Genomic DNA, 18,820 nt, shown 5'->3' with positions numbered 1-18,820 from the left:
GAAAGCGACAGGGCCCGGGCTTTTTGTTGATAACCGCCGTAGATCGCGGGAAAGCTTACCGATCAGGCAGCCTGATCGTTGATCAGGCGCTTGAGAAGTTCGAGTTCCTGCGCCAGCTTGGTGTCGGCGCCGACCAGATCCTCGATCTTGCGCACGGCATGAAGAACCGTCGTGTGATCGCGACCGCCGAAGCGGCGACCGATTTCCGGCAGGGAGCGCGGCGTCATCATCTTGGCGAGATACATCGCCACCTGACGCGGCTTCACGATGGTGCGCGTGCGGCGGTTCGAGAGCAGATCCTGCTTCGAGACATTATAATGACGCGCCACGATGCGCTGGATTTCCTCGATGCGGATACGCTTCGGCTCGCCGACGCGGGTCAGATGACCGAGCAGTTCGTCGACGCGGTCGATGGAAATATTCGGCTCGAAGGACTGGCGGAACAGAAGCTGGTTGAAAGCGCCTTCCAGCTCGCGGCCCGATCCGGTGACGGTGCGGGCGACGTGGGAAAGAATCTCTTCGCCAATGGTCAGGCTCGGATCTTCCGCCTGTGCAACAGCCAGACGACGGCGCAGCATTTCGACCCGCATGTCGTAATCAGGCGCGGCCACTTCGAGCGCGACCCCGCCCTGGAGGCGCGAGCGGACACGCACATCGAGCGATTCCAGTTCGGACGGCGCGCGGTCGGCGGCGACCACGACCTGCTTGGCGCTATCGAGCAGCGTGTTCAGGAGATGGCAGAATTCGTGCTGGATCGACTTGCCCTGCAGGAACTGCATGTCATCGATCACGAGAAGATCGATATCGCGCAATTGTTCCTTGAAGGAGAGCGCATTGTTGTCGCGGATCGCGGTGGCGAAGCGCCACATGAAATATTCAGCCGTCAGATAGACGACACGGGCCTTTTCCTGACGCTGGAGTGCGGCGGCGGCGATGGCCTGCAGAAGATGCGTCTTGCCGAGGCCGACGGACGCATGGATGAACAGCGGGTTGAAGCGCACGGCGCTGGAGCCGGCTTCGGCGATGGTGCGGGCGGCGGCAAGCGCCACGCGGTTCGATGCGCCGTCGACAAAGCTGTCGAACGTATAGCGCGGGTCGAGCGGCGAACCCAGAACGGCGCCGGAAGCCGCCGCCGATTCCGCGACCACGGCAGAGCCGCGCTTTTCACCGAGCGACTGGCCGCCAAAGGATTGGCCCCCGAAGGATTGACCAAGCGGGAACACCATCTTTTCGCGCGGCGCGGCGGCAGGCTTGGTGTCTGCCGCTTCGCCAGCTTCCACCGGCGCAGCACTGCGCACCACGCGGCTCACACCGCGCACAACCACTTCCACTTTCAGGATTTGCGGGTTTTCTTCCTGCCACAGTTCGGTCAGGAGCTCGGAATAATGATTGTTGATCCAGGAGCGCAGAAATGCCGTCGGAACCGACAGGCGGACAATGCTCTTGGAAATGTCGTCGAGCTTCAGACGACCGAACCAGCTTGAATAGATCTCGGTTCCGACACGGGCTTTCAGCTTTGCCGTCAGGCGCTCGAAAACCTCATCCCCCGCAGTGCCGCTCAACTCGACCAGGCTCTTGTCATTTCCGGTAGCAGAAGATCCGTGGATACGGTTCGCATGCGCATCATCACCCATCGTTGCCGTCGATTTGCCGGTCATCATTGCCATCGTCTCGCCTGCCTTCACATTCGTACGCGCCGTTTTCTGGCGCTTGTCATTTTTTTCCTGCCCCGACCGCGGATTTATCGTCCGTCCGGCGCGGCAGGTACTCACTCACAAGACCCGGCTTCACAAGCTCTGGGCCAAACACAAACTCAAACGGTCCCTTCAGGACCCACACCCGGATACTCCTTCCCGGCGACCTTCTTTACGACTCGCAACACTTTTACCGAAGGCTGATTGCCCGGATCGAAATCCGCCACAACCATTCAATTGTCGGGGCCATGCCTAAAACGGCATTCCGGTTAATGAATGGTAAGCAATCAACCATAAAGATCATGACCTTATGACCAGAATATAACACCCGCGGGTTGTAATGCCCACGCCGACAAATGCTCTCTTTGATGCTAACTCCGGGCCGGTGGCCCACCCCTCTTATGCCCTGACTTTAGCGAAGGCTCGCGGCAAAGGGCAAGCCTTGGAATGCCACATTTTTTTGGCAAAACCTCTTGCAAGGGGCCTTCATAAATGAAGGGAATCAGACGCCAGCGAAATAACACCTTTGGATTCAATGCGTTTTCGCAGAGCAATTTTTAGGTGGTCCTGATATGTTCTGCCCGAAAATAATTTTAAAAATATTTCTTGACTCAAACACCCTTCCGAGTCCCTAAACCAGCCTGTGGATAACAGTGGATAAAGCCATACAACCAATTGAAAATGCTAATTAAATTACCGGATGCATAGATTAGACCCTTATGAAAGACCCCGCCTGAACATTGAAAAATCCCTACAATTCAAGGTGGTGCGAGGGGCGCCGTTTTCTGAAAAATCGCTTAAAAAAAGAAAACCCGGCTAACAATGAGCCGGGTTTCGAAACTGATCCATCGGAATGGATGAATGGTCAGGCGTTGAGTGCCTTGACGCGCTGGGCAAGGCGGGAAACCTTGCGCGAAGCGGTGTTCTTGTGCATCACGCCCTTGGAAGCAGCACGCATCAGCTCAGGCTCAGCCGCCTTGAACGCGATTTCCGCAGCCTGCTTGTCGCCGCTCATGAGAGCGTCTTCCAGCTTGCGCACGAAGGTGCGAACGCGCGAACGGCGGGACTTGTTGATCTCGGTGCGGGCAGCGATCTTGCGCACCGCCTTCTTGGCCGAAGGAGTATTGGCCATAAATGCCTCTCTTTTTCTGTCAGCTAGCCAGGGGGATAAAACCGCCGGGCACAAAACCTCTAGGGCAGCCGAGAAAATCCCTTGAAGATCCCTGGGGCCACCGATCCGTGGGCGGGCTTATAGATCAGCTTTGGCGCGGCGTCAACGTGGATTCTGCCCCAAAGACCGATCAAAAAGCCGCAAACCCGGCCCGCAGGCCTGTCAAACAGGACCGGAAGGCCTCCGGCAAGCGCCGGTTGGGGCGGTCATTCGACCGCCAGCCGGGCCGTCAGCGATTCTTGAACGATGGCGTGCGCTTGTCGATGAAGGCCGCCATGCCTTCCTTCTGGTCCTGCGTCGCAAACAGCGAATGGAACTGGCGCCGCTCGAAGCGAAGCCCCTCGCTCAGTGTCATTTCATAGGTGCGGTTGACCGCTTCCTTGACCATCAGTACCGACGGGCGCGAGAAGGATGCAATGCGTTCGGCGGCCTTCAGCGCTTCGTCCAGAAGTTCTTCCGGCGCGACGACCCGCGAGACCAGGCCGCTGCGTTCTGCTTCCGCCGCATCCATCATGCGCCCGGTCAGGCACATATCCATTGCCTTGGACTTGCCGACATAGCGCGTGAGGCGCTGCGAACCGCCCATACCGGGCATGACGCCGAGCGTGATTTCCGGCTGGCCGAATTTTGCATTGCTGCCAGCGATGATGAAATCGCACATCATGGCCAATTCACAGCCGCCGCCCAGCGCATAGCCGGAAACCGCCGCGATGATCGGCTTGCGGACACGGTCCACCTTCTGCCAGTCGGCGAACATGTCCTGAAGATAGGCATCCACGAAATCGATCGGCTGCATTTCCTTGATGTCGGCCCCGGCGGCAAAGGCCTTTTCGGAGCCGGTCAGGACGATTGCCCCGATCTTGCCGTCCGCGTCGAAAGCGCCGAGAGCCTCCGTCAGTTCGTCGAGCACCTTGCGGTTCAGCGCATTGAGCGCCTGCGGACGGTTGAGGCGGATGAGGCCGACGCCGCCGCGTGTCTCAACGATGATCGTTTCATAGGCCATGGATTTGAACTCCTCCTTCGGGCAGATCAAGCATTTCCTGTTTTTCCTGAAGCACGGGAAATGCTCTATTTCTTTGGTTTGAACCGCGCATCCTGTCCGAAAGCCGTTTCACGCTTTTCGGGATGCGCTTGCGCTGGCTGGCGGGCAAGGTGGACCGGCGGAGCTTCTTTTTCAAGGCCTCATTGCTGGCAGGAAGCACAGAAAAAAGTCGAACGTCCCGACTGGACCGCCCGCTCCACAATGCCGTTGCAAGCGGGATTTCGGCAGGCTTCCCCCTCGCGCCCGTAGACAGAGAATGAATGCTGGAAATAGCCGAGCGCGCCATCCGCCTGGATATAGTCCCTGAGCGACGATCCGCCTGCGGCAATGGCGTCGGCGATCACGGAGCGGATATCGCAAGCAAGCCGCTCCATGGTCGCCGCATCCTGCGCGATGGAGCCGGCAGCACGCATCGGCGACAAGTGGCTGCGCCAGAGCGCCTCGCAGACATAGATATTGCCGAGACCGGCGATCAGCCGCTGATCGAGCAGGGCCGCCTTCAGCGGTGTCCGGCGTCCCTTGAAGAGTTCCGCCAGGACCGTGCCCGAAAGCAGATTACCCGTCGGCTCGACGCCGAGACTTGCAAGCAGCGGATGACTGTCGAGCATGCCTTCCTCGGCAAAGAGCATGAAGCCGAAGCGGCGCGGATCATTGTAGACGATGCGGGCGCAAGCGCCATCGGCGCGCTGGAGATGAAACACGACATGGTCATGCGCGCTCAGCTTGGAGCGCTCGTGTTGAAAGATGCCGGGCATGCTGCCGCCATCTTCGGTCTCGATGCGAAACGAACCCGACATGCCAAGATGGCTGATGATGGAAAGCCCGTCATCGAGATGGATGGTCAGATATTTCGCACGGCGCCCGAGCGCTGCAATCCGTCGACCGGAGAGGCGTTCCACAAAACGGTCGGGAAAGGGAAAGCGCAGGTCCGGGCGGCGCTGTTCGACCTGGGCGACGGTCGCGCCCTCCATGACGGGCTGCAGACCGCGGCGAACCGTTTCGACCTCTGGCAATTCGGGCATTGAAAACTGATCCTGAACAAGAGCCGCAGATGGCTTTGCCCTTATATGTTCAGTTTTGCCTGCAATGCCAAGAGCTCAGCAATTGGTGCAGGGAATCGTATTGGTATAGCGCGGCGCCAGATAATAGGTTTCGCGCATCGGAATGCTCTTGGAAATCCAGGCATTGATCGGCTTGTAGTCGAGTTCGACATCGACCCTGATGAAGTACGATCCCTCAACCAGGAGGTTGGTCGGAAAATCGCCGACGGTATCCTTCGCCGCCGCAAAATTCGCGATATTGGCATAGGACCAGTCCACCTTCGGCGTCAGGTTTCTGGCACTCGCGGTTCCGTCGACCCTGATTGCGGTGATGCTTATCTTCGGGCTGGTGCGGCCATAAGGCAGGAGCGAAGCGCGGCCGATATTGAACATGTCGTCGAGGTCATTCTTCGTGACCGACAATTGGCGCGCAACCAGATCGGCAAGGGCGCTCGCCGAGCGCGACACTTTCTTGTTCGTGTCCATTCCATCGGCAAGATCGACGGAGCCCAGATAGATCAGAAGCAGGAGCGGCGCGATGAGCGCGAACTCAACCGCTCCCAAGCCGCGCCGGTCACTCAGAAATTTCCGAAGATAGTTACGCATGACAATCGATCGCTCCGGTGATCGCTCTGGCGATCACTGTTGTTTCAGTTCGGAAAGGGTTCGTTCTGCCAGGTGATGGTCGCAAAAAGCGGCATCGTGCCGCCTGCGGCATGGGGGCTGTTGACCAGATAAAGAATGTTGGTCAGCAGGGGCCAGGCATAAACCACGTTGAGCTGGTTGATCGTGGAGGTTCCGCTTGCCTCGGTAATGCCTTGGGTCGTCAATTTTCCATCCTGGTCGAGAAGCCCATCGGTCGGGACCTTGGCAAATCCGTCATAGGTGCCGAAACTGAAGGAAAGATTGGGGCAGCCTTGCGTGACCATGAACTGCATCTGCTGGCAAAGCTCGGTGCGAAGCCTTTCCTCGCTGATCGCCTTTCCCTTGATATCGCCCGTCTGCAACTTGCGCGCCACGGTCTCCGTCGCGTTGGATATGACCTGACGCGCCGCGAAACTCACACCGACCTCGATTGTCGCAAAGATGATGATGAGAAACGGAACGATGAGCAGCGCGAACTCAACCGCCGCCACGCCATTTTGCGCGCTGGCGAAACGGCGCCGATGCGCACGCACCCGCGCAAGGTGACGCGCAAAAATCCCCCAGATCATAACCCCACCCAATTCTGCCTGAATTCGATAGGGCGTATGGTTACAACAGGACAACCTGAAAGAGTATTAACGGAAATGGCGGCTTATGACCGAATAGTGTCATTTGTCGTCGAAACCGGTCTTTGCCGAGGCTTTTTCGCAATAGGGCGTGCAGGAAAGCGTTTGCACATCGGCCCGGCGGTAGATCCGCGTCGTTCCGCGTGCATTGCGTGAAACCACAAGCTCCCGGTCGAGGATCGGCTCACCCTGCTTGTCCATCACGACGATGTTGGTGACGCCGAAATCCTTGCCGGTCAGAACGATGGTCTGCGCATCCTGAACAACCGCATCGGCAATCGACGGATTTCCGATCACGACGCTGTCGGCCGGACGCGCCAGCCGCAAAATGCGCGCCTGGCTGGTTTCGAGCGCTATATAGTCTTCGGCAAATGCCGGTAAGCCGGCAAAGACGGCCATGAATGCAGCGCCCATGGCGGGCAGCTTGCCCATGCCGCCCAAAGAAAACAAACGACGCATCGCGCGACATTCCCCCGCTGTGCCGCCGATATTTGCGGCCCCATCAATTGATGAGCAAAGAATGAACAGGATTGGTGAAGGAAGAATTAAGTCGCTACCCCCTTCCGCGCGGATCGCCCCTGCAATTCGCCAAGGATTAACCAATCGCGCAATGTCATAGCCTGGAAAGCACTGAAACGCTTCATTAACCCTGATTGTTAAGAGGGCCACAATGCCTCTCTCCTATGCTTGAGCACATCCGAATTTAAAGCGCACTGCAAGAACCAGCGCGATCGGAACAGCGAGGAGCATGCGATGCCGACATTGATGACGCGTTTCATGAAGAACAGGGCCGGTTCGACAGCCATCGAATATGCGCTGATCGGCACACTCGTTTCCATCATGATCATCAGCGGCGTCGCGCTTGTGGCCGGCAGTGTCGGCGAAAAATTCAACGACACCGCCACACAGTTCGAGCAGGCGGCAAACCGCTAATCGATAAAGCGCGGTTCCGTGCAAACGGTGGAGTGACGCAGGACGCGGGGGGCATCGGCAATGACAGCAGCAGCCATGACGGCAATCTTCGCCCTGGCCATGGTGACCGCCATGATCACCGACCTGACGTCGATGACGATCCGCAACCGTGTTTCCATCGGCCTGACACTCGGTTTCGTCCTTCTTGCTCCGCTTCTCGGGCTTTCTCTTTCCGACTATGCCTGGCATCTGGCGGTCGGCGCCATCACGCTGATCGTCACCTTTTCGCTCTTCTGCCTTCGCGCCATGGGCGGCGGCGACGCCAAGCTCATCGCCGCGACGGCCTTGTGGTTCGGCCCCAATATCAGCCTCATGGATTATCTTGTGATGGTTTCGATCCTGGGCGGCGTGCTGACACTCACCATCATTCTCTACAGAATGATCCCGCGCCCGCTTCTCGCCAACCGCTATACCTTCATGGGCACGCTTGCCCGCAAGGATGTAGGCATACCCTATGGCATTGCCCTTGGCGCTGCCGGTCTGTGGACCTTTCCGCTCTCGCCGGTCGGAACAATGATGAAAGCCTCTATGGCGGGGATATTTTAACACTGCAGTTGCATTCTTCGTGATGCCGGCTGCAAAGAGCAATTTGTCTCATGTTCCGGTGCTCACGTACCTTCAATGGCGGGGATATTTTAAGCGCATCGCGAAAAGTGTGAAGCGGTCTTCGGACAGGATGCGCGTCAGCACAAACAGATAAAGCGCCTTTATGCGCGAGGCCCGCGCCTGCTCCCAATCTTTCTTCATTCGAATAAGATTATATTAACCATAATTACACGATTGCCAGTGCAATTTTGGAACACGTCGTCATGACGTGGGGATTTGCGTGGGGCACATCATGAAATCAGCTCGACTGCTCGTTTTAGGAGTAGCCGTTCTTGCGGCTGGCGGCGCTGGCTATATTGCCATGAATCTCGCCGCGCCGCCGCCGCCCCCTGTTGTCGTTGCGCCCGAAACACCGCAGATGAAACTGGAAGACGTGCTGGTCGCCACCGAAAATCTCGGTGTCGGCGCGGAACTGACATCGCAGATGCGCTGGCAGCCCTGGCCTGCGGAAGCGGTCAGCGAAGGCTATATCACCCGTGCTGGCGAGCCTGATGCCATCAATCAATTGAGCGGCGCCACCGTCCGGCTTCAATTCTTCACCGGCGAGCCGATCCGCAAGGCCAAGCTGATCGGGCCGGGACAGAGCTTCATGTCGTCGATCCTGCCGCCCGGCATGCGCGCCGTCGCGACGCAGATCAATGCCGAAAGCTCGGCAGGCGGCTTCATCCTTCCCAATGATTTCGTCGATGTCATCATGACCCGCCGCAAGCCGGACAATGGCGATAAATCGCTGATCCCCTTCACCACGGAAACCGTGCTGCAAAACGTGCGCGTTCTCGCCATCGATCAGGCCATTCAGGAGGACGAGCAGGGCCGCAAGGTCATGGTCGGCCAGACCGCGACGCTCGAAGTCACGCCGGAACAGGCCGAAATCATCACCGTCGCCCAGCAGATGGCCGACCGTCTGACGCTGGCGCTTCGCTCGACACAGGATGTCGAGGACAAGGATATCAAGCAGGCCGACTATCTGGTTTCCTCGCCCACCCGCAGCGGGACGGTCAAGGTCATCAAGTCCGGCAGCGTTACAGAAATAGGACCGCGCTCATGAGAAAGATAAATCGCGTGCGCCCGTATTCCACAAGGATCGCGCTGTTTGCCGGTGCGCTGGCCGCTTTTTCCCTGCCGCTTTCGGGCATGTCCGCACTGGCGGCAGCGGGCATCGTGAAGGTCGGCGGGCAGCAGCGGTCGCAGACGATCAAGCTTGGGCTCAACAAGTCTGTCGTGCTCGACCTTCCGCAGGATGCCTATGACGTTCTCGTCTCCAACCCGGCCATCGCCGATGCGGTGACACGCACATCGCGGCGCATCTATCTTTTCGGCAAGCAGATCGGGCAGACCAATATTTTCGTTTTCGGCCCGAACGGCGAACAGGTTGCATCCATCGATGTCGAAATCGAGCGCGACGTGAGCGGCCTTTCCGCCCAGCTGAAACGCCTCATTCCCGGTTCCGACATCCGCGTCGAACTCATCAACGACAATGTGGTGCTGACCGGAACGGTGCAGACCCCGCAGGATTCGGCGCAGGCCGCAAAGCTTGCCGGCCTTTTCGTTTCCGGCGGTGAAGCCACAACCGGCCAGTTTACGACCACGGCGTCCGCGCCGACGGATGGCGGCGGCGTTGCCATCAACAACCCTGACTGGGGACGGCGCCAGAGCGCCATCGTCAATATGCTGACGATTGTCGGCGAAGATCAGGTGACGTTGAAAGTCACCGTGGCCGAGGTCAGCCGCTCGGTCATGAAGCAGCTTGGCGTCAATATGAGCGGCGGCGGTGTTTCAAACGGTATTTCCTATGGCGGAATTTCCGAGAGCATTGCCGGGGCCATCGGCAACAACCTGTCCGATACCGGCTTTGGCCTCGCGACGAACAATTTTTCCGCCTATCTGCGGGCGATGGAATCGGCGGGCGTGATGAAGACGCTTGCCGAGCCGACGCTGACCGCGATCTCCGGCGAAAAGGCAGCCTTCAATGTCGGCGGCGAATATAATGTCATCAACAGCGTCACCTATGACGATGACGGAAAACGCACCAATGAGCTGGCCAAGATCAATTACGGCATCGGTCTTGAATTCATGCCGACCGTTCTGGGGCCGGGACGCATCAGCCTGAAGATCAGAACCTCCGTCTCCGAACCGACAACGGAAGGTGCGGGCACGACCAACAAGATGGAGGGCGTTGGCGCGAGCATTCTGTCGCTGCGCAAACGTGTCGCCGACACGACAGTCGAGCTTCCGTCCGGTGGTTCCATGATGATCGGCGGGCTCATCCGCGATGAAGTGCGCCAGTCGGTTTCAGGCTTTCCGGGCCTCACCAAGATTCCGGTTCTCGGCGCGCTGTTCCGCAGCAAGGATTTCATCCGCAACGAATCCGAACTGGTGGTGATCGTAACCCCCTATCTGGCGCGCCCTGTCGCCCGCCAGCAGCTGGCGCGGCCCGACGACAATCTCAACCCCGCCAGCGATGGCGCGGGATACATCCTTGGCAAGGTCAATCGCGTTTACGGCACGATGGAAACCAAACTGCCGCCCGGTCGCTACAACGGCGTCGTCGGTTATATCTACAAGTGAGCGGGGGACAGATCATGACCTATTCAGTCAAGGGTTTTTGCAGGATTTCCGCCCGTCCGGCGCTTGTCGCGCTGGCGCTTGCCCTTCTCGCAGGCTGCGCGAACCGCCAGCACGTGACCGTTGGCGCCCTGCCGGACGATTATCGCACCAACCATCCGATCACGATTGCCGAGCGGGAGCAGGTCACGGATATTCCAGTCGGGCAGGCCGACCGGAAGCTCAGCCCCATGCAGCGCGGCATCGTTGAGGGCGCCATCGCCAATTATCGGCGCGGCGGCTCCGGCATGCTTTATGTTCTGGTGCCATCGGGCGCGTCCAACCAGGCCGCGGCCTATCGGCTCAGCACCGAAGTTTCGGCCATGCTGCGGCGCGGCGGCATCAAGGCGAACAATATCGCCATCGAAAATTATCCGGTCGAAACCCCGGAAGCGGCAGCGCCCATCCGCATCAGCTATTATGCGATGACGGCGGGCACGACGCCGTGCGGCCGCTGGCCGGACGACCTCGCCAGCACGCCTGAAAACCGGCACTACGCCAATTTCGGCTGCGCCTCGCAGAACAATCTGGCCGCACAGGTCGCCAATCCGGCCGATCTTCTGGGGCCGCGCGTGATGTCGCCCATCGATTCGGACCGCACGACCGAACGTCTCAACGGCAAGCAGGGCTATGTGAAGATGTCGCCCGCACAGACCGACAACTGGCGCGAACCCCGCAGCCAGCAGGCCGAGTATTAAGAGGGCGCCATGACCAATTTCGCGTTCGAACCGGCGGAAGAAGAACAGGGCGTCGAGACAGGCCGCGCGCCGATCATGCTTGAAAATGTGCGCCCGATCCCGCGCATTTCGATCCAGGCCTTCTGCGTCAATGAAAGCGTTGCCATCCCGATCGAGCGGGCGGGCGGCGACCGGCGCATGGCGAAAACCCATCTCAAGGTCATGATGGGCGGCATTGCGGCGGCAATCGAGTTCTATCAGACCGCCTCCACCCCCAATCTCATCATCGTCGAATCGGCTTCCGAACCCAATGGGCTGCTGGAAGAATTGCAGCAATTGTCGGAGGTCTGCGATCCCGGCTCAAAGGTCATGGTCATCGGCCATTCCAACGAGGTCTGGCTTTATCGCGAATTGCTGCGCCGCGGTGTCTCGGAATATATCGTGGCGCCGGTTTCGCTCGCAGATATTCTGGCCATCGTCTCCTCGATCTTTCTCGATCCCGGCGCGGAGCCGCTCGGCCGCTCCATCGCCTTTATCGGCGCGAAGGGAGGCGTTGGCGCTTCGACCATCGCACATAATGTTGCCTGGTCGATCTCCGATCTCTTCCGGCACGATGTCGTGCTGGCGGATATGGACTTGCCTTTCGGCACGGCGAACATCAATTTCGATCAGGACCCGACGCTCGGCATTGCCGATGCCGTCTTTTCGCCGGAACGCATCGACGAGGTCTATCTCGACCGGCTGCTGGTGCAATATGGCGACCATCTGTCGATCCTCGCCGCCCCGTCCACCCTGGAGCGCACATTCGACTTCGGCGAGGACGCCTTTGCCGAACTGATCGATGTCGCGCAGCGCAGTTCTCCACTGATCGTGCTGGATGTGGCGCATGGCTGGAGCGGATGGACGCGGACCACCCTGATGCGCGCCGATGAGATCGTGATCGTCGCGACACCCGATCTTGCCAATCTGCGCAACACGAAGAACCTTCTCGACACGCTGGCGCAACTGCGCCCGAACGATCTCAAACCGCATCTCGTTCTCAACCAGATGGGCATTCCCAAACGACCGGAAATCGCGCTCGCCGATTTTTCCGAACCGCTTGGCATCGATCCCATAGCGACCATCGACTTCGATCCGCAGCTTTTCGGCAATGCGGCCAATAATGGCCGCATGCTGGCTGAAACCAATCCGGAAAGCCCGGTCGCCGAAGCCATCAGCCATATCGCGCATGTCGTCACCGGCAGGGCCGATGTGCAGCCGCGCAAGAAGAGCGGCATTTCGAGCCTTCTCGGCAAGTTCGCACGCAAGACCAGGTAACGGCAGGAAATCATGTTCGGCAGAAGAGGCAACGATACGGGAAACAGGCCGGAAAGCGGAATGCGACCGGCTGCGCCGAAACCTGCCATTTCCGCTGCGCTGGCCGCTTCTGCCCCGCCATCCGCGCAACCGTCCCGCACGCCGGCCGCCGTGCCGTCGACGCCGGTAAAATCTCCCGTCCAGACCGGCACGCAAGGCCGCGAAAAGACCGAGAGCTATTACGACACCAAATCGCAGGTCTTTTCAGCACTCATCGACACGATCGACCTGTCGCAGCTTTCCCGCATGGCGCCGGATGCCGCGCGCGAGGAAATCCGCGATATCGTCAATGACATCATCGCGATCAAGAATCTGGTCATGTCGATTGCCGAGCAGGAAGAGCTGCTCGACGATATCTGCAACGATGTTCTGGGCTACGGCCCGCTGGAGCCGCTGCTTTCCCGCAACGACATCGCCGATATCATGGTCAACGGTTCGCGCCGCACCTATATCGAAGTGGACGGCATGGTGCAGGAAACCGGCATCCGCTTCCGCGACAACCAGCAGCTTCTCAATATCTGCCAGCGCATCGTAAGCCAGGTCGGACGCCGCGTCGACGAATCGAGCCCGATCTGCGATGCCCGACTGCCGGATGGCTCACGCGTCAATGTCATCGCGCCGCCGCTGTCGCTCGACGGCCCGACCCTGACCATCCGCAAGTTCCGCAAGGACAAGCTGACGCTCGACCAGCTGGTGCGGTTCGGAGCCATATCGAATGCAGGGGCGGAACTCTTGCAAATCATCAGCCGCGTGCGCTGCAATGTCATCATTTCGGGCGGCACCGGTTCGGGCAAGACCACGCTTCTGAACTGCCTGACCCGCTATATCGACACGCATGAGCGCATCATCACCTGCGAGGATTCGGCCGAACTGCAATTGCAGCAGCCGCATGTGGTGCGCCTGGAAACCCGACCGCCCAATCTGGAGGGCGAAGGCGAAGTCACCATGCGCGACCTGGTCAAGAACTGCCTGCGCATGCGTCCCGAGCGCATCATCGTCGGCGAAGTGCGCGGGCCTGAAGTGTTCGACCTCCTGCAAGCCATGAACACCGGCCATGACGGTTCCATGGGCACGATCCATGCCAACAGCCCGCGTGAATGCCTCAACCGCATGGAAGCCATGATCGCCATGGGCGGCTATGTGCTGCCGCAAAAGACCGTGCGCGAGATCATCGTCGGTTCGGTCGATATCGTCATTCAGGCTGCGCGTCTGCGCGACGGCTCGCGCCGCATCACCCATATTACGGAAGTAGTTGGACTGGAGGGCGACGTCATCACCACTCAGGATCTCGTTCTCTACGATATCAAGGGGGAAGATGCGTCCGGCCGTATTCTCGGCAGTCACACATCGACCGGGATCGGACGCCCCGCCTTCTGGGAGCGCGCACGCTATTATAATGAGAACAGCCGCCTTGCCTCCGTGCTCGACAGCATGGAAAGGGCCAATGCATGACCGGGTCCGGCGCCAGCATCCTGATGTTCATCCTGCTTGCCGTCATTGCCTGCGCGGCTTCGTTCTATGCGCTTTTTTATGAAAAGCTGGGCAAGAAGGACCATGCAGCACGGCGTTTTGAAACCGTGCGCAACAGCGGCTCCGAGCGGGCGATAACACGCAGCGAACGCGACCGGAACGCCGACATCCAGAAGCGCCGCAAACAGTTGCAGGACAATATCAAGGATCTGGAAACCCGGCAGAAGCAGCGCGACAAGAACCAGAAATACCCGCCGCTGCGCATTCTGCTGACCCAGGCGGGATTGAACCTGACCTTGCAGAAATTCTATATTTATTCGGGTGTTGCAGCGTTTCTGGCGACATTCATCGCGCTCATCTTCGGCGCGCCGCTGCTTTTCCTGCCGGGCATTGCCATTGCCGGTTTCTTCGGCCTGCCGCGCTGGTTCGTGCTGCAAAGGCGCAAGCGGCGGCTGAAGAAATTCCTCGAAGAGTTTCCCAATGCGCTTGATGTCATCGTGCGCGCCACCCGTGCCGGGCTTCCGCTCAATGACGGTCTGCGGCTCATTGCGAGCGAGGCTGTGGAGCCGGTGAAGGGCGAGTTCAAGAAAGTCGTCGAGGCACAGCAGATGGGCCTTTCCATTCCCGACGCGGTCGGCAAGATGCCCGATTCCATGCCGTGCCCGGAAACCAACTTCTTCGCCATCGTCATCCAGATTCAGGCCCAGGCAGGCGGCAATCTTTCCGAAGCGCTCAACAATCTTTCAAAGGTTCTGCGCGACCGCAAGAAGATGAAAGCCAAGGTCAACGCGCTTTCCATGGAAGCCAAGGCTTCGGCTGCGATCATCGGGGCCCTGCCCTTCATCGTTACGATTCTGGTCTATCTGACGAGCCCGCAATATATGACGCTGCTTTTCACGTCTTCGACCGGCCACATGCTTCTGGGCATTGCAGCCGTCTTGATGCTGACGGGCATCTTCATCATGAAGAACATGATCAATTTCGATATGTGAGGCGCCGGACATGCTTTCTCTCCTCACGCAGAAATTTTCCGATCCGCAGTTTCTGATCGGCGCCCTCATTACAGTCGCCGTCTTCGCCACAGCGGTGACGATCCTCATGCCGGTTCTGAGCGGCAGCGCGCTCAAATCGCGCATGAAATCGGTCGCCACCGAACGCGAAGCCATCCGCTCGCGCGAACGCGCCCGGCTGGCAGCGGAAAGCGATCGCCGCAACAGCCTGCGTCATCAGCAGAAGCAGGGCATTCGCGAATTCGTCGAAAAGCTTGATCTCAAGCGCGCGCTGGCCGATGAAAAGACGATAGCGTCACTCCGGCAGGCGGGCTTCCGCGGGCAAAACCCGCTCAACATCTTTCTGTTCCTGCGCTTTGTGCTGCCCTTTGGGGCCATGATCATGGCCGCCATCTACATCTTCATGCTTGGCGTGCTTGCCGACCAGTCGTTGTTCGTTCGGTTTTTCGCGTGCATTCTCGCAGGCTATGCCGGTTTCTATGCGCCCAACCTCTATGTCTCGAACAAGGTCTCCAAACGCAAGCAATCCATCCGGCGCGCATGGCCGGACGCGCTTGACCTGATGCTGATCTGCGTCGAATCAGGCATGTCCACGGAGGCTGCGTTTCGCCGGGTGGCGGACGAAATCGGCATTCAGTCCGTTGAGCTTGCTGAGGAACTGATGCTGACCAATGCCGAACTGTCCTTCCTGCCCGAGCGCCGCCAGGCCTATGAAAACCTCGCCAGTCGCACGGGGCTCGAACCGGTCAAATCGGTAACGCAGGCGCTGATTCAAGCCGAGCGTTACGGCACGCCGATTGCGCAGGCATTGCGCACGCTGTCTCAGGAAAGCCGCGACCTGCGCCTGCTGGAAGCGGAAAAAAAGGCCGCTGCCCTGCCGCCAAAGCTCACCGTGCCGATGATCGTCTTCTTCCTGCCCGTGCTCTTTATCGTCATTCTCGGCCCGGCCTTCATCCAGATTTCGGCGCAAGGCGGGTTGTTCGGCGGCAACTGATAAGAAAGGCTTCAGCCTTTCGGCTTGTCCTTGAGCATGTTCCAGGAATTCTGCTGGGCCAGCATGGAGCGGAGATAATCCGTATTGGCCTTGGCCTGCTGCGGAGAAATCTCCTGCGCGGCAATCGCCTCGGCTTCCTGAAAGCGCCCCTGCAAGCCGACGGAAAGAGCCAGGTTCTGGCGCACGCGGCTGTCGGCGCCGGGCGCGGCTGCGGCCTGCTTGAAATAGGTTTCCGCCGTTCGCGCATCCCCGGCCAGAAGATAGGACATGCCCATATTGGAAATGATCGACGGTTCATTCGGCTGGAGTTGCAGCGCCTTCTGATAGGTCGCGCGGGCTTCTTCCTTGCGGCCCATCTGGTCGAGAATGGCGCCTTCCGCGGAAACCAGCTTCCAGTCGGGATAGGCCGGGTTCTGCGCGCGGCGAACGGCGTCCAGCGCGCCGTCGAACTGGCCCGCACCGGCGAGCGCCTTGCCGTAAGCCGCAAGAACGGCCTGATCCTTCGGATAGACGATGGCGAGCGCCCGCATCACGGCCAGCGCCTGATCGTTGCGGCCAAGCCGCGCCAGCACATTGGCATAGTTGAGCGCTGTCTGGCGGTCCTTGGGATTGCGCTCATATTGCGCGCCGAGCCGACCGGCCATGGCGGCAAGCTGCGCGTCGTTCATGTGATCGAAAGTAGCGATGGTTGCCGCGCGGCGCACCGAGCCCGTTGTCGTCCGGTCAACCGATGTGCAGCCGGACAGCACAAGTGCCGAAAGAAGAAAGGCGAAGCCGAGACGTGTTGCGATAGCATCTTTTCGAGCGATGTGCAGCATCCCGCCTCTCCTGCCAAAGCGTGTCGCGCATCCAACATGCTTTAGTCACCCTCAAGCCCAATTCCTGCACAATCAATAATCTGTTAACCCTAATGATTGGTTAATAAAGCGATTGCGGTTTTGGTTTCCGCACGGCAATAATCGCGCTATCTGTCTGTTTTGGCGCGCATCTTATCCGAAAGCTGTTTCACAGTTTTCGGGATGCGCTATCTGTCTGTTTTTATGGACTTCCGACAAAATCCCATGCGCTTTTGCCGGACATCACCTACTGGTCAGAAAGAGCATCATGTCTGTCGAACTTCTTTCCCGAAAATCCGAACAAAGCCGCCCGATCTGGTTTACGCCGAAAGGCGGGCTGGAAACCTCCGGTCTTCCAGCCGATGCAATTGCATGGGCCGGGGCCAACGGTTTTGACGGCGAAGCCGGACGCGTGCTGGTTGTTCCAGGCGCGGGCGGATCGGTGTCGGGGGCGCTTTTGGGAACCGGCGACGCGCAGAAGGGCGGCCAGTCGCAGCTTCTGGCCGGAAAGCTCGCCCGCAGCCTTCCGGAAGGAGACTGGCATATTGAGGGCGCGGTGGATGAGGCAGCGCTTGCCGTTCTGGGTTTCCTGATGGGCGGCTACGGTTTTACGCGTTATCGCAAGGCAAATGGCAAGGCGATCCGCCTTGCCCTGCCCGATGGCCTGGATGAGGCCGAAATCCGCCGCATCGCCGCTGCGGTGACGCTTGTGCGCGATCTCATCAACACGCCGACCAACGATATGGGGCCGGATGCCCTCGAAAATGCCGCCCGCGAACTGGCGAAGCGATACAAGGCCGACATTGCCGTCACGAAAGGCGATGCGCTTCTGGAAAAGAATTTTCCCATGATCCATGCGGTCGGTCGCGCCGGTGCGGTTGCGCCACGCCTGATCGATCTCACCTGGGGCAAGGCAGACGCCCCGAAAATCACGCTGGTCGGCAAGGGCGTCTGTTTCGACACTGGCGGCCTCGACATCAAACCGGCAAGCGGCATGCTCCTGATGAAGAAGGATATGGGGGGAGCCGCCAATGTGCTGGGCCTTGCTTCCATGGTCATGGACGCGGAACTGCCGGTGCGGCTGCGCGTATTGATCCCGGCGGTGGAGAATTCGATTGCCGGAAACGCCTTCCGTCCGGGCGACGTCCTGCAAAGTCGCAAGGGGCTGACCGTCGAAATCGGCAATACGGATGCCGAAGGACGGCTGGTCCTTGCCGACGCGTTGGCACTTGCCGATGAGGAAGAGCCTGAACTCCTCATCGACATGGCGACGCTGACGGGGGCCGCGCGTGTCGCGCTCGGTCCCGATCTGCCGCCCTTCTATACGCATGATGACGGGCTTGCCGCTTCGATTGCGGAACATGCCGATGCGACGGCGGACCCGCTGTGGCGGATGCCGCTCTGGAAGCCCTATGCGCAAAAACTGTCCTCGCGGATCGCCGACATCAACAATGTCACCACAGACGGCTTTGCCGGATCGGTGACGGCAGCGCTTTTCCTCGACAAATTTGTCGAGAAGGCTGGAAAATGGGCACATTTCGACATTTTCGGCTGGGTGCCGGTCGAAAAACCGGCCTCGCCGGTCGGTGGAGAGGCACAAGCCATCCGCGCTCTTTACCAGCTTTTGAAGGAACGCTATCCGGCGCGCTGAATCCACTTGCCTGAAACGCCGAAAGCGGATTGAATAAAACGGTTCCGAAACAATCCCCGTTTTGGTGGAGCCGGATGCCGATTGAACTGAAACCGTCGCAGGCGCTGACATTGCTGAGAACCCTGTCGCTGGAACAGGTGCGTGACGAGATGCCCGATCTCACCACGCGACAGACGGCAATTCTGCTCGCCATCTATCTGGAGCCCCCGCCGCATACCGTGCGGGGACTTGCAGCAAAACTGAACGTCACCAAGCCGGTCATCACGCGCGCGCTCGACACGATGGGCGCGCTCAAGCTCGTCTCCCGGCATCGTGATGAAAATGACCGGCGAAATGTGCTAGTAAAGAGGACGGTCGCCGGCGCACTCTATGTTGAAAGACTGGGCGATCTGGTGATCGCCAAAGCCAGGGAGTTACCACTTTGAC

General features: G+C 59.4%; 20 protein-coding genes. 11 read left to right on the top strand and 9 right to left on the bottom strand.

All coding sequences use genetic code 11. From position 1 onward, the window contains the following. Nucleotides 1-62 precede the first annotated feature (62 nt). The 8 genes from dnaA to AVM02_RS14240 all read right to left on the bottom strand — a co-directional run bounded on the left by dnaA (nucleotide 63) and on the right by AVM02_RS14240 (nucleotide 6,677). The gene (dnaA, locus tag AVM02_RS14275) at nucleotides 63-1,661 is read right to left on the bottom strand and encodes a chromosomal replication initiator protein DnaA (protein WP_411507684.1); all 1,599 of its coding nucleotides are present in this window, start codon (nucleotides 1,659-1,661) and stop codon (nucleotides 63-65) included. Nucleotides 1,662-2,559: 898 nt separating this feature from the next. Then, nucleotides 2,560-2,826 carry a 30S ribosomal protein S20 gene (gene rpsT / locus AVM02_RS14270; RefSeq protein ID WP_411507581.1) on the bottom strand — a complete coding sequence of 89 codons (267 nt, stop codon included), beginning with the start codon at nucleotides 2,824-2,826 and terminating at the stop codon, nucleotides 2,560-2,562. Nucleotides 2,827-3,094: 268 nt separating this feature from the next. Continuing rightward, nucleotides 3,095-3,868 (bottom strand): enoyl-CoA hydratase, encoded by a 774-nt coding sequence (locus AVM02_RS14265; RefSeq protein WP_411507580.1) that lies wholly within the window; start codon nucleotides 3,866-3,868, stop codon nucleotides 3,095-3,097. After that, nucleotides 3,858-4,043, bottom strand: coding sequence for a hypothetical protein (locus AVM02_RS14260; protein WP_411507579.1), 186 nt, complete (start codon nucleotides 4,041-4,043; stop codon nucleotides 3,858-3,860). The genes AVM02_RS14265 and AVM02_RS14260 overlap by 11 nt, the downstream gene beginning before the upstream one ends. Before the next feature lie 4 nt (nucleotides 4,044-4,047). Beyond that, complete coding sequence (mutM, locus tag AVM02_RS14255) at nucleotides 4,048-4,929, bottom strand: bifunctional DNA-formamidopyrimidine glycosylase/DNA-(apurinic or apyrimidinic site) lyase (RefSeq protein WP_411507578.1); 882 nt, start codon at nucleotides 4,927-4,929, stop codon at nucleotides 4,048-4,050. Between the two features lie 75 nt (nucleotides 4,930-5,004). Further along, the gene (locus AVM02_RS14250) at nucleotides 5,005-5,553 is read right to left on the bottom strand and encodes a TadE/TadG family type IV pilus assembly protein (protein WP_411507577.1); all 549 of its coding nucleotides are present in this window, start codon (nucleotides 5,551-5,553) and stop codon (nucleotides 5,005-5,007) included. Between the two features lie 44 nt (nucleotides 5,554-5,597). Next, nucleotides 5,598-6,161 carry a TadE/TadG family type IV pilus assembly protein gene (locus AVM02_RS14245; protein ID WP_411507576.1) on the bottom strand — a complete coding sequence of 188 codons (564 nt, stop codon included), beginning with the start codon at nucleotides 6,159-6,161 and terminating at the stop codon, nucleotides 5,598-5,600. Between the two features lie 99 nt (nucleotides 6,162-6,260). Continuing rightward, nucleotides 6,261-6,677, bottom strand: a complete 417-nt coding sequence (locus tag AVM02_RS14240; protein WP_411507575.1) for a pilus assembly protein N-terminal domain-containing protein — start codon at nucleotides 6,675-6,677, stop codon at nucleotides 6,261-6,263. 294 nt (nucleotides 6,678-6,971) lie between these two features. Between AVM02_RS14240 and AVM02_RS14235 the strand changes: the two genes are divergently transcribed. The 9 genes from AVM02_RS14235 to AVM02_RS14195 all read left to right on the top strand — a co-directional run bounded on the left by AVM02_RS14235 (nucleotide 6,972) and on the right by AVM02_RS14195 (nucleotide 15,907). Next, on the top strand, nucleotides 6,972-7,151 hold the full coding sequence (locus AVM02_RS14235; protein ID WP_411507574.1) for a Flp family type IVb pilin: 180 nt from the start codon (nucleotides 6,972-6,974) through the stop codon (nucleotides 7,149-7,151). A gap of 60 nt (nucleotides 7,152-7,211) precedes the next feature. Then, nucleotides 7,212-7,736: a prepilin peptidase gene (locus AVM02_RS14230; protein WP_411507573.1), complete on the top strand. Its 525-nt coding sequence runs from the start codon at nucleotides 7,212-7,214 to the stop codon at nucleotides 7,734-7,736. A 292-nt stretch (nucleotides 7,737-8,028) separates the two neighbouring features. Beyond that, a complete protein-coding gene (cpaB, locus tag AVM02_RS14225; protein ID WP_411507572.1) occupies nucleotides 8,029-8,844 on the top strand; it encodes a Flp pilus assembly protein CpaB in 816 nt (271 codons plus the stop codon). Continuing rightward, on the top strand, nucleotides 8,841-10,364 hold the full coding sequence (locus AVM02_RS14220; RefSeq protein ID WP_411507571.1) for a type II and III secretion system protein family protein: 1,524 nt from the start codon (nucleotides 8,841-8,843) through the stop codon (nucleotides 10,362-10,364). The genes cpaB and AVM02_RS14220 overlap by 4 nt, the downstream gene beginning before the upstream one ends. A 14-nt stretch (nucleotides 10,365-10,378) precedes the next feature. Next, nucleotides 10,379-11,098: a CpaD family pilus assembly protein gene (locus AVM02_RS14215; protein WP_411507570.1), complete on the top strand. Its 720-nt coding sequence runs from the start codon at nucleotides 10,379-10,381 to the stop codon at nucleotides 11,096-11,098. A gap of 9 nt (nucleotides 11,099-11,107) precedes the next feature. Beyond that, the gene (locus AVM02_RS14210; protein ID WP_411507569.1) at nucleotides 11,108-12,394 is read left to right on the top strand and encodes a CpaE family protein; all 1,287 of its coding nucleotides are present in this window, start codon (nucleotides 11,108-11,110) and stop codon (nucleotides 12,392-12,394) included. Nucleotides 12,395-12,406: 12 nt separating this feature from the next. Then, on the top strand, nucleotides 12,407-13,885 hold the full coding sequence (locus AVM02_RS14205) for a CpaF family protein (RefSeq protein WP_411507568.1): 1,479 nt from the start codon (nucleotides 12,407-12,409) through the stop codon (nucleotides 13,883-13,885). Continuing rightward, complete coding sequence (locus tag AVM02_RS14200; protein ID WP_411507567.1) at nucleotides 13,882-14,895, top strand: type II secretion system F family protein; 1,014 nt, start codon at nucleotides 13,882-13,884, stop codon at nucleotides 14,893-14,895. Before AVM02_RS14205 ends, AVM02_RS14200 begins: the two co-directional genes overlap by 4 nt. A gap of 10 nt (nucleotides 14,896-14,905) precedes the next feature. After that, nucleotides 14,906-15,907, top strand: a complete 1,002-nt coding sequence (locus tag AVM02_RS14195; protein WP_411507566.1) for a type II secretion system F family protein — start codon at nucleotides 14,906-14,908, stop codon at nucleotides 15,905-15,907. Between the two features lie 11 nt (nucleotides 15,908-15,918). On the opposite strand, the gene AVM02_RS14190 is transcribed toward AVM02_RS14195, so the two are convergent. Beyond that, a complete protein-coding gene (locus tag AVM02_RS14190; RefSeq protein ID WP_411507565.1) occupies nucleotides 15,919-16,725 on the bottom strand; it encodes a tetratricopeptide repeat protein in 807 nt (268 codons plus the stop codon). 286 nt (nucleotides 16,726-17,011) lie between these two features. On the opposite strand from AVM02_RS14190, the gene AVM02_RS14185 reads away from it, so the two are divergent. Together AVM02_RS14185 and AVM02_RS14180 are read left to right on the top strand one after the other, a co-directional pair. Continuing rightward, complete coding sequence (locus AVM02_RS14185; protein WP_411507564.1) at nucleotides 17,012-18,394, top strand: leucyl aminopeptidase family protein; 1,383 nt, start codon at nucleotides 17,012-17,014, stop codon at nucleotides 18,392-18,394. Between the two features lie 74 nt (nucleotides 18,395-18,468). Beyond that, nucleotides 18,469-18,819 carry a MarR family winged helix-turn-helix transcriptional regulator gene (locus AVM02_RS14180; protein WP_411507563.1) on the top strand — a complete coding sequence of 117 codons (351 nt, stop codon included), beginning with the start codon at nucleotides 18,469-18,471 and terminating at the stop codon, nucleotides 18,817-18,819. Nucleotide 18,820: the final 1 nt, after the last annotated feature.

The organism is Brucella anthropi (assembly GCF_046630315.1).
GTDB lineage: Bacteria > Pseudomonadota > Alphaproteobacteria > Rhizobiales > Rhizobiaceae > Brucella > Brucella anthropi_A.
Note: the sequence above shows the minus strand (reverse complement) of the source record. Positions and strands in the feature narration are given on the sequence as shown.

Bases quoted from the DNA above. Each gene is read 5' to 3' on its own strand.
- dnaA (WP_411507684.1), bottom strand. From the start codon at position 1,661: ATGATGACCGGCAAATCGACGGCAACGATGGGTGATGATGCGCATGCG.
- rpsT (WP_411507581.1), bottom strand. From the start codon at position 2,826: ATGGCCAATACTCCTTCGGCCAAGAAGGCGGTGCGCAAGATCGCTGCC.
- AVM02_RS14265 (WP_411507580.1), bottom strand. From the start codon at position 3,868: ATGGCCTATGAAACGATCATCGTTGAGACACGCGGCGGCGTCGGCCTC.
- mutM (WP_411507578.1), bottom strand. From the start codon at position 4,929: ATGCCCGAATTGCCAGAGGTCGAAACGGTTCGCCGCGGTCTGCAGCCC.
- AVM02_RS14250 (WP_411507577.1), bottom strand. From the start codon at position 5,553: ATGCGTAACTATCTTCGGAAATTTCTGAGTGACCGGCGCGGCTTGGGA.
- AVM02_RS14245 (WP_411507576.1), bottom strand. From the start codon at position 6,161: ATGATCTGGGGGATTTTTGCGCGTCACCTTGCGCGGGTGCGTGCGCAT.
- AVM02_RS14240 (WP_411507575.1), bottom strand. From the start codon at position 6,677: ATGCGTCGTTTGTTTTCTTTGGGCGGCATGGGCAAGCTGCCCGCCATG.
- AVM02_RS14235 (WP_411507574.1), top strand. From the start codon at position 6,972: ATGCCGACATTGATGACGCGTTTCATGAAGAACAGGGCCGGTTCGACA.
- AVM02_RS14230 (WP_411507573.1), top strand. From the start codon at position 7,212: ATGACAGCAGCAGCCATGACGGCAATCTTCGCCCTGGCCATGGTGACC.
- cpaB (WP_411507572.1), top strand. From the start codon at position 8,029: ATGAAATCAGCTCGACTGCTCGTTTTAGGAGTAGCCGTTCTTGCGGCT.
- AVM02_RS14220 (WP_411507571.1), top strand. From the start codon at position 8,841: ATGAGAAAGATAAATCGCGTGCGCCCGTATTCCACAAGGATCGCGCTG.
- AVM02_RS14215 (WP_411507570.1), top strand. From the start codon at position 10,379: ATGACCTATTCAGTCAAGGGTTTTTGCAGGATTTCCGCCCGTCCGGCG.
- AVM02_RS14210 (WP_411507569.1), top strand. From the start codon at position 11,108: ATGACCAATTTCGCGTTCGAACCGGCGGAAGAAGAACAGGGCGTCGAG.
- AVM02_RS14205 (WP_411507568.1), top strand. From the start codon at position 12,407: ATGTTCGGCAGAAGAGGCAACGATACGGGAAACAGGCCGGAAAGCGGA.
- AVM02_RS14200 (WP_411507567.1), top strand. From the start codon at position 13,882: ATGACCGGGTCCGGCGCCAGCATCCTGATGTTCATCCTGCTTGCCGTC.
- AVM02_RS14195 (WP_411507566.1), top strand. From the start codon at position 14,906: ATGCTTTCTCTCCTCACGCAGAAATTTTCCGATCCGCAGTTTCTGATC.
- AVM02_RS14190 (WP_411507565.1), bottom strand. From the start codon at position 16,725: ATGCTGCACATCGCTCGAAAAGATGCTATCGCAACACGTCTCGGCTTC.
- AVM02_RS14185 (WP_411507564.1), top strand. From the start codon at position 17,012: ATGTCTGTCGAACTTCTTTCCCGAAAATCCGAACAAAGCCGCCCGATC.
- AVM02_RS14180 (WP_411507563.1), top strand. From the start codon at position 18,469: ATGCCGATTGAACTGAAACCGTCGCAGGCGCTGACATTGCTGAGAACC.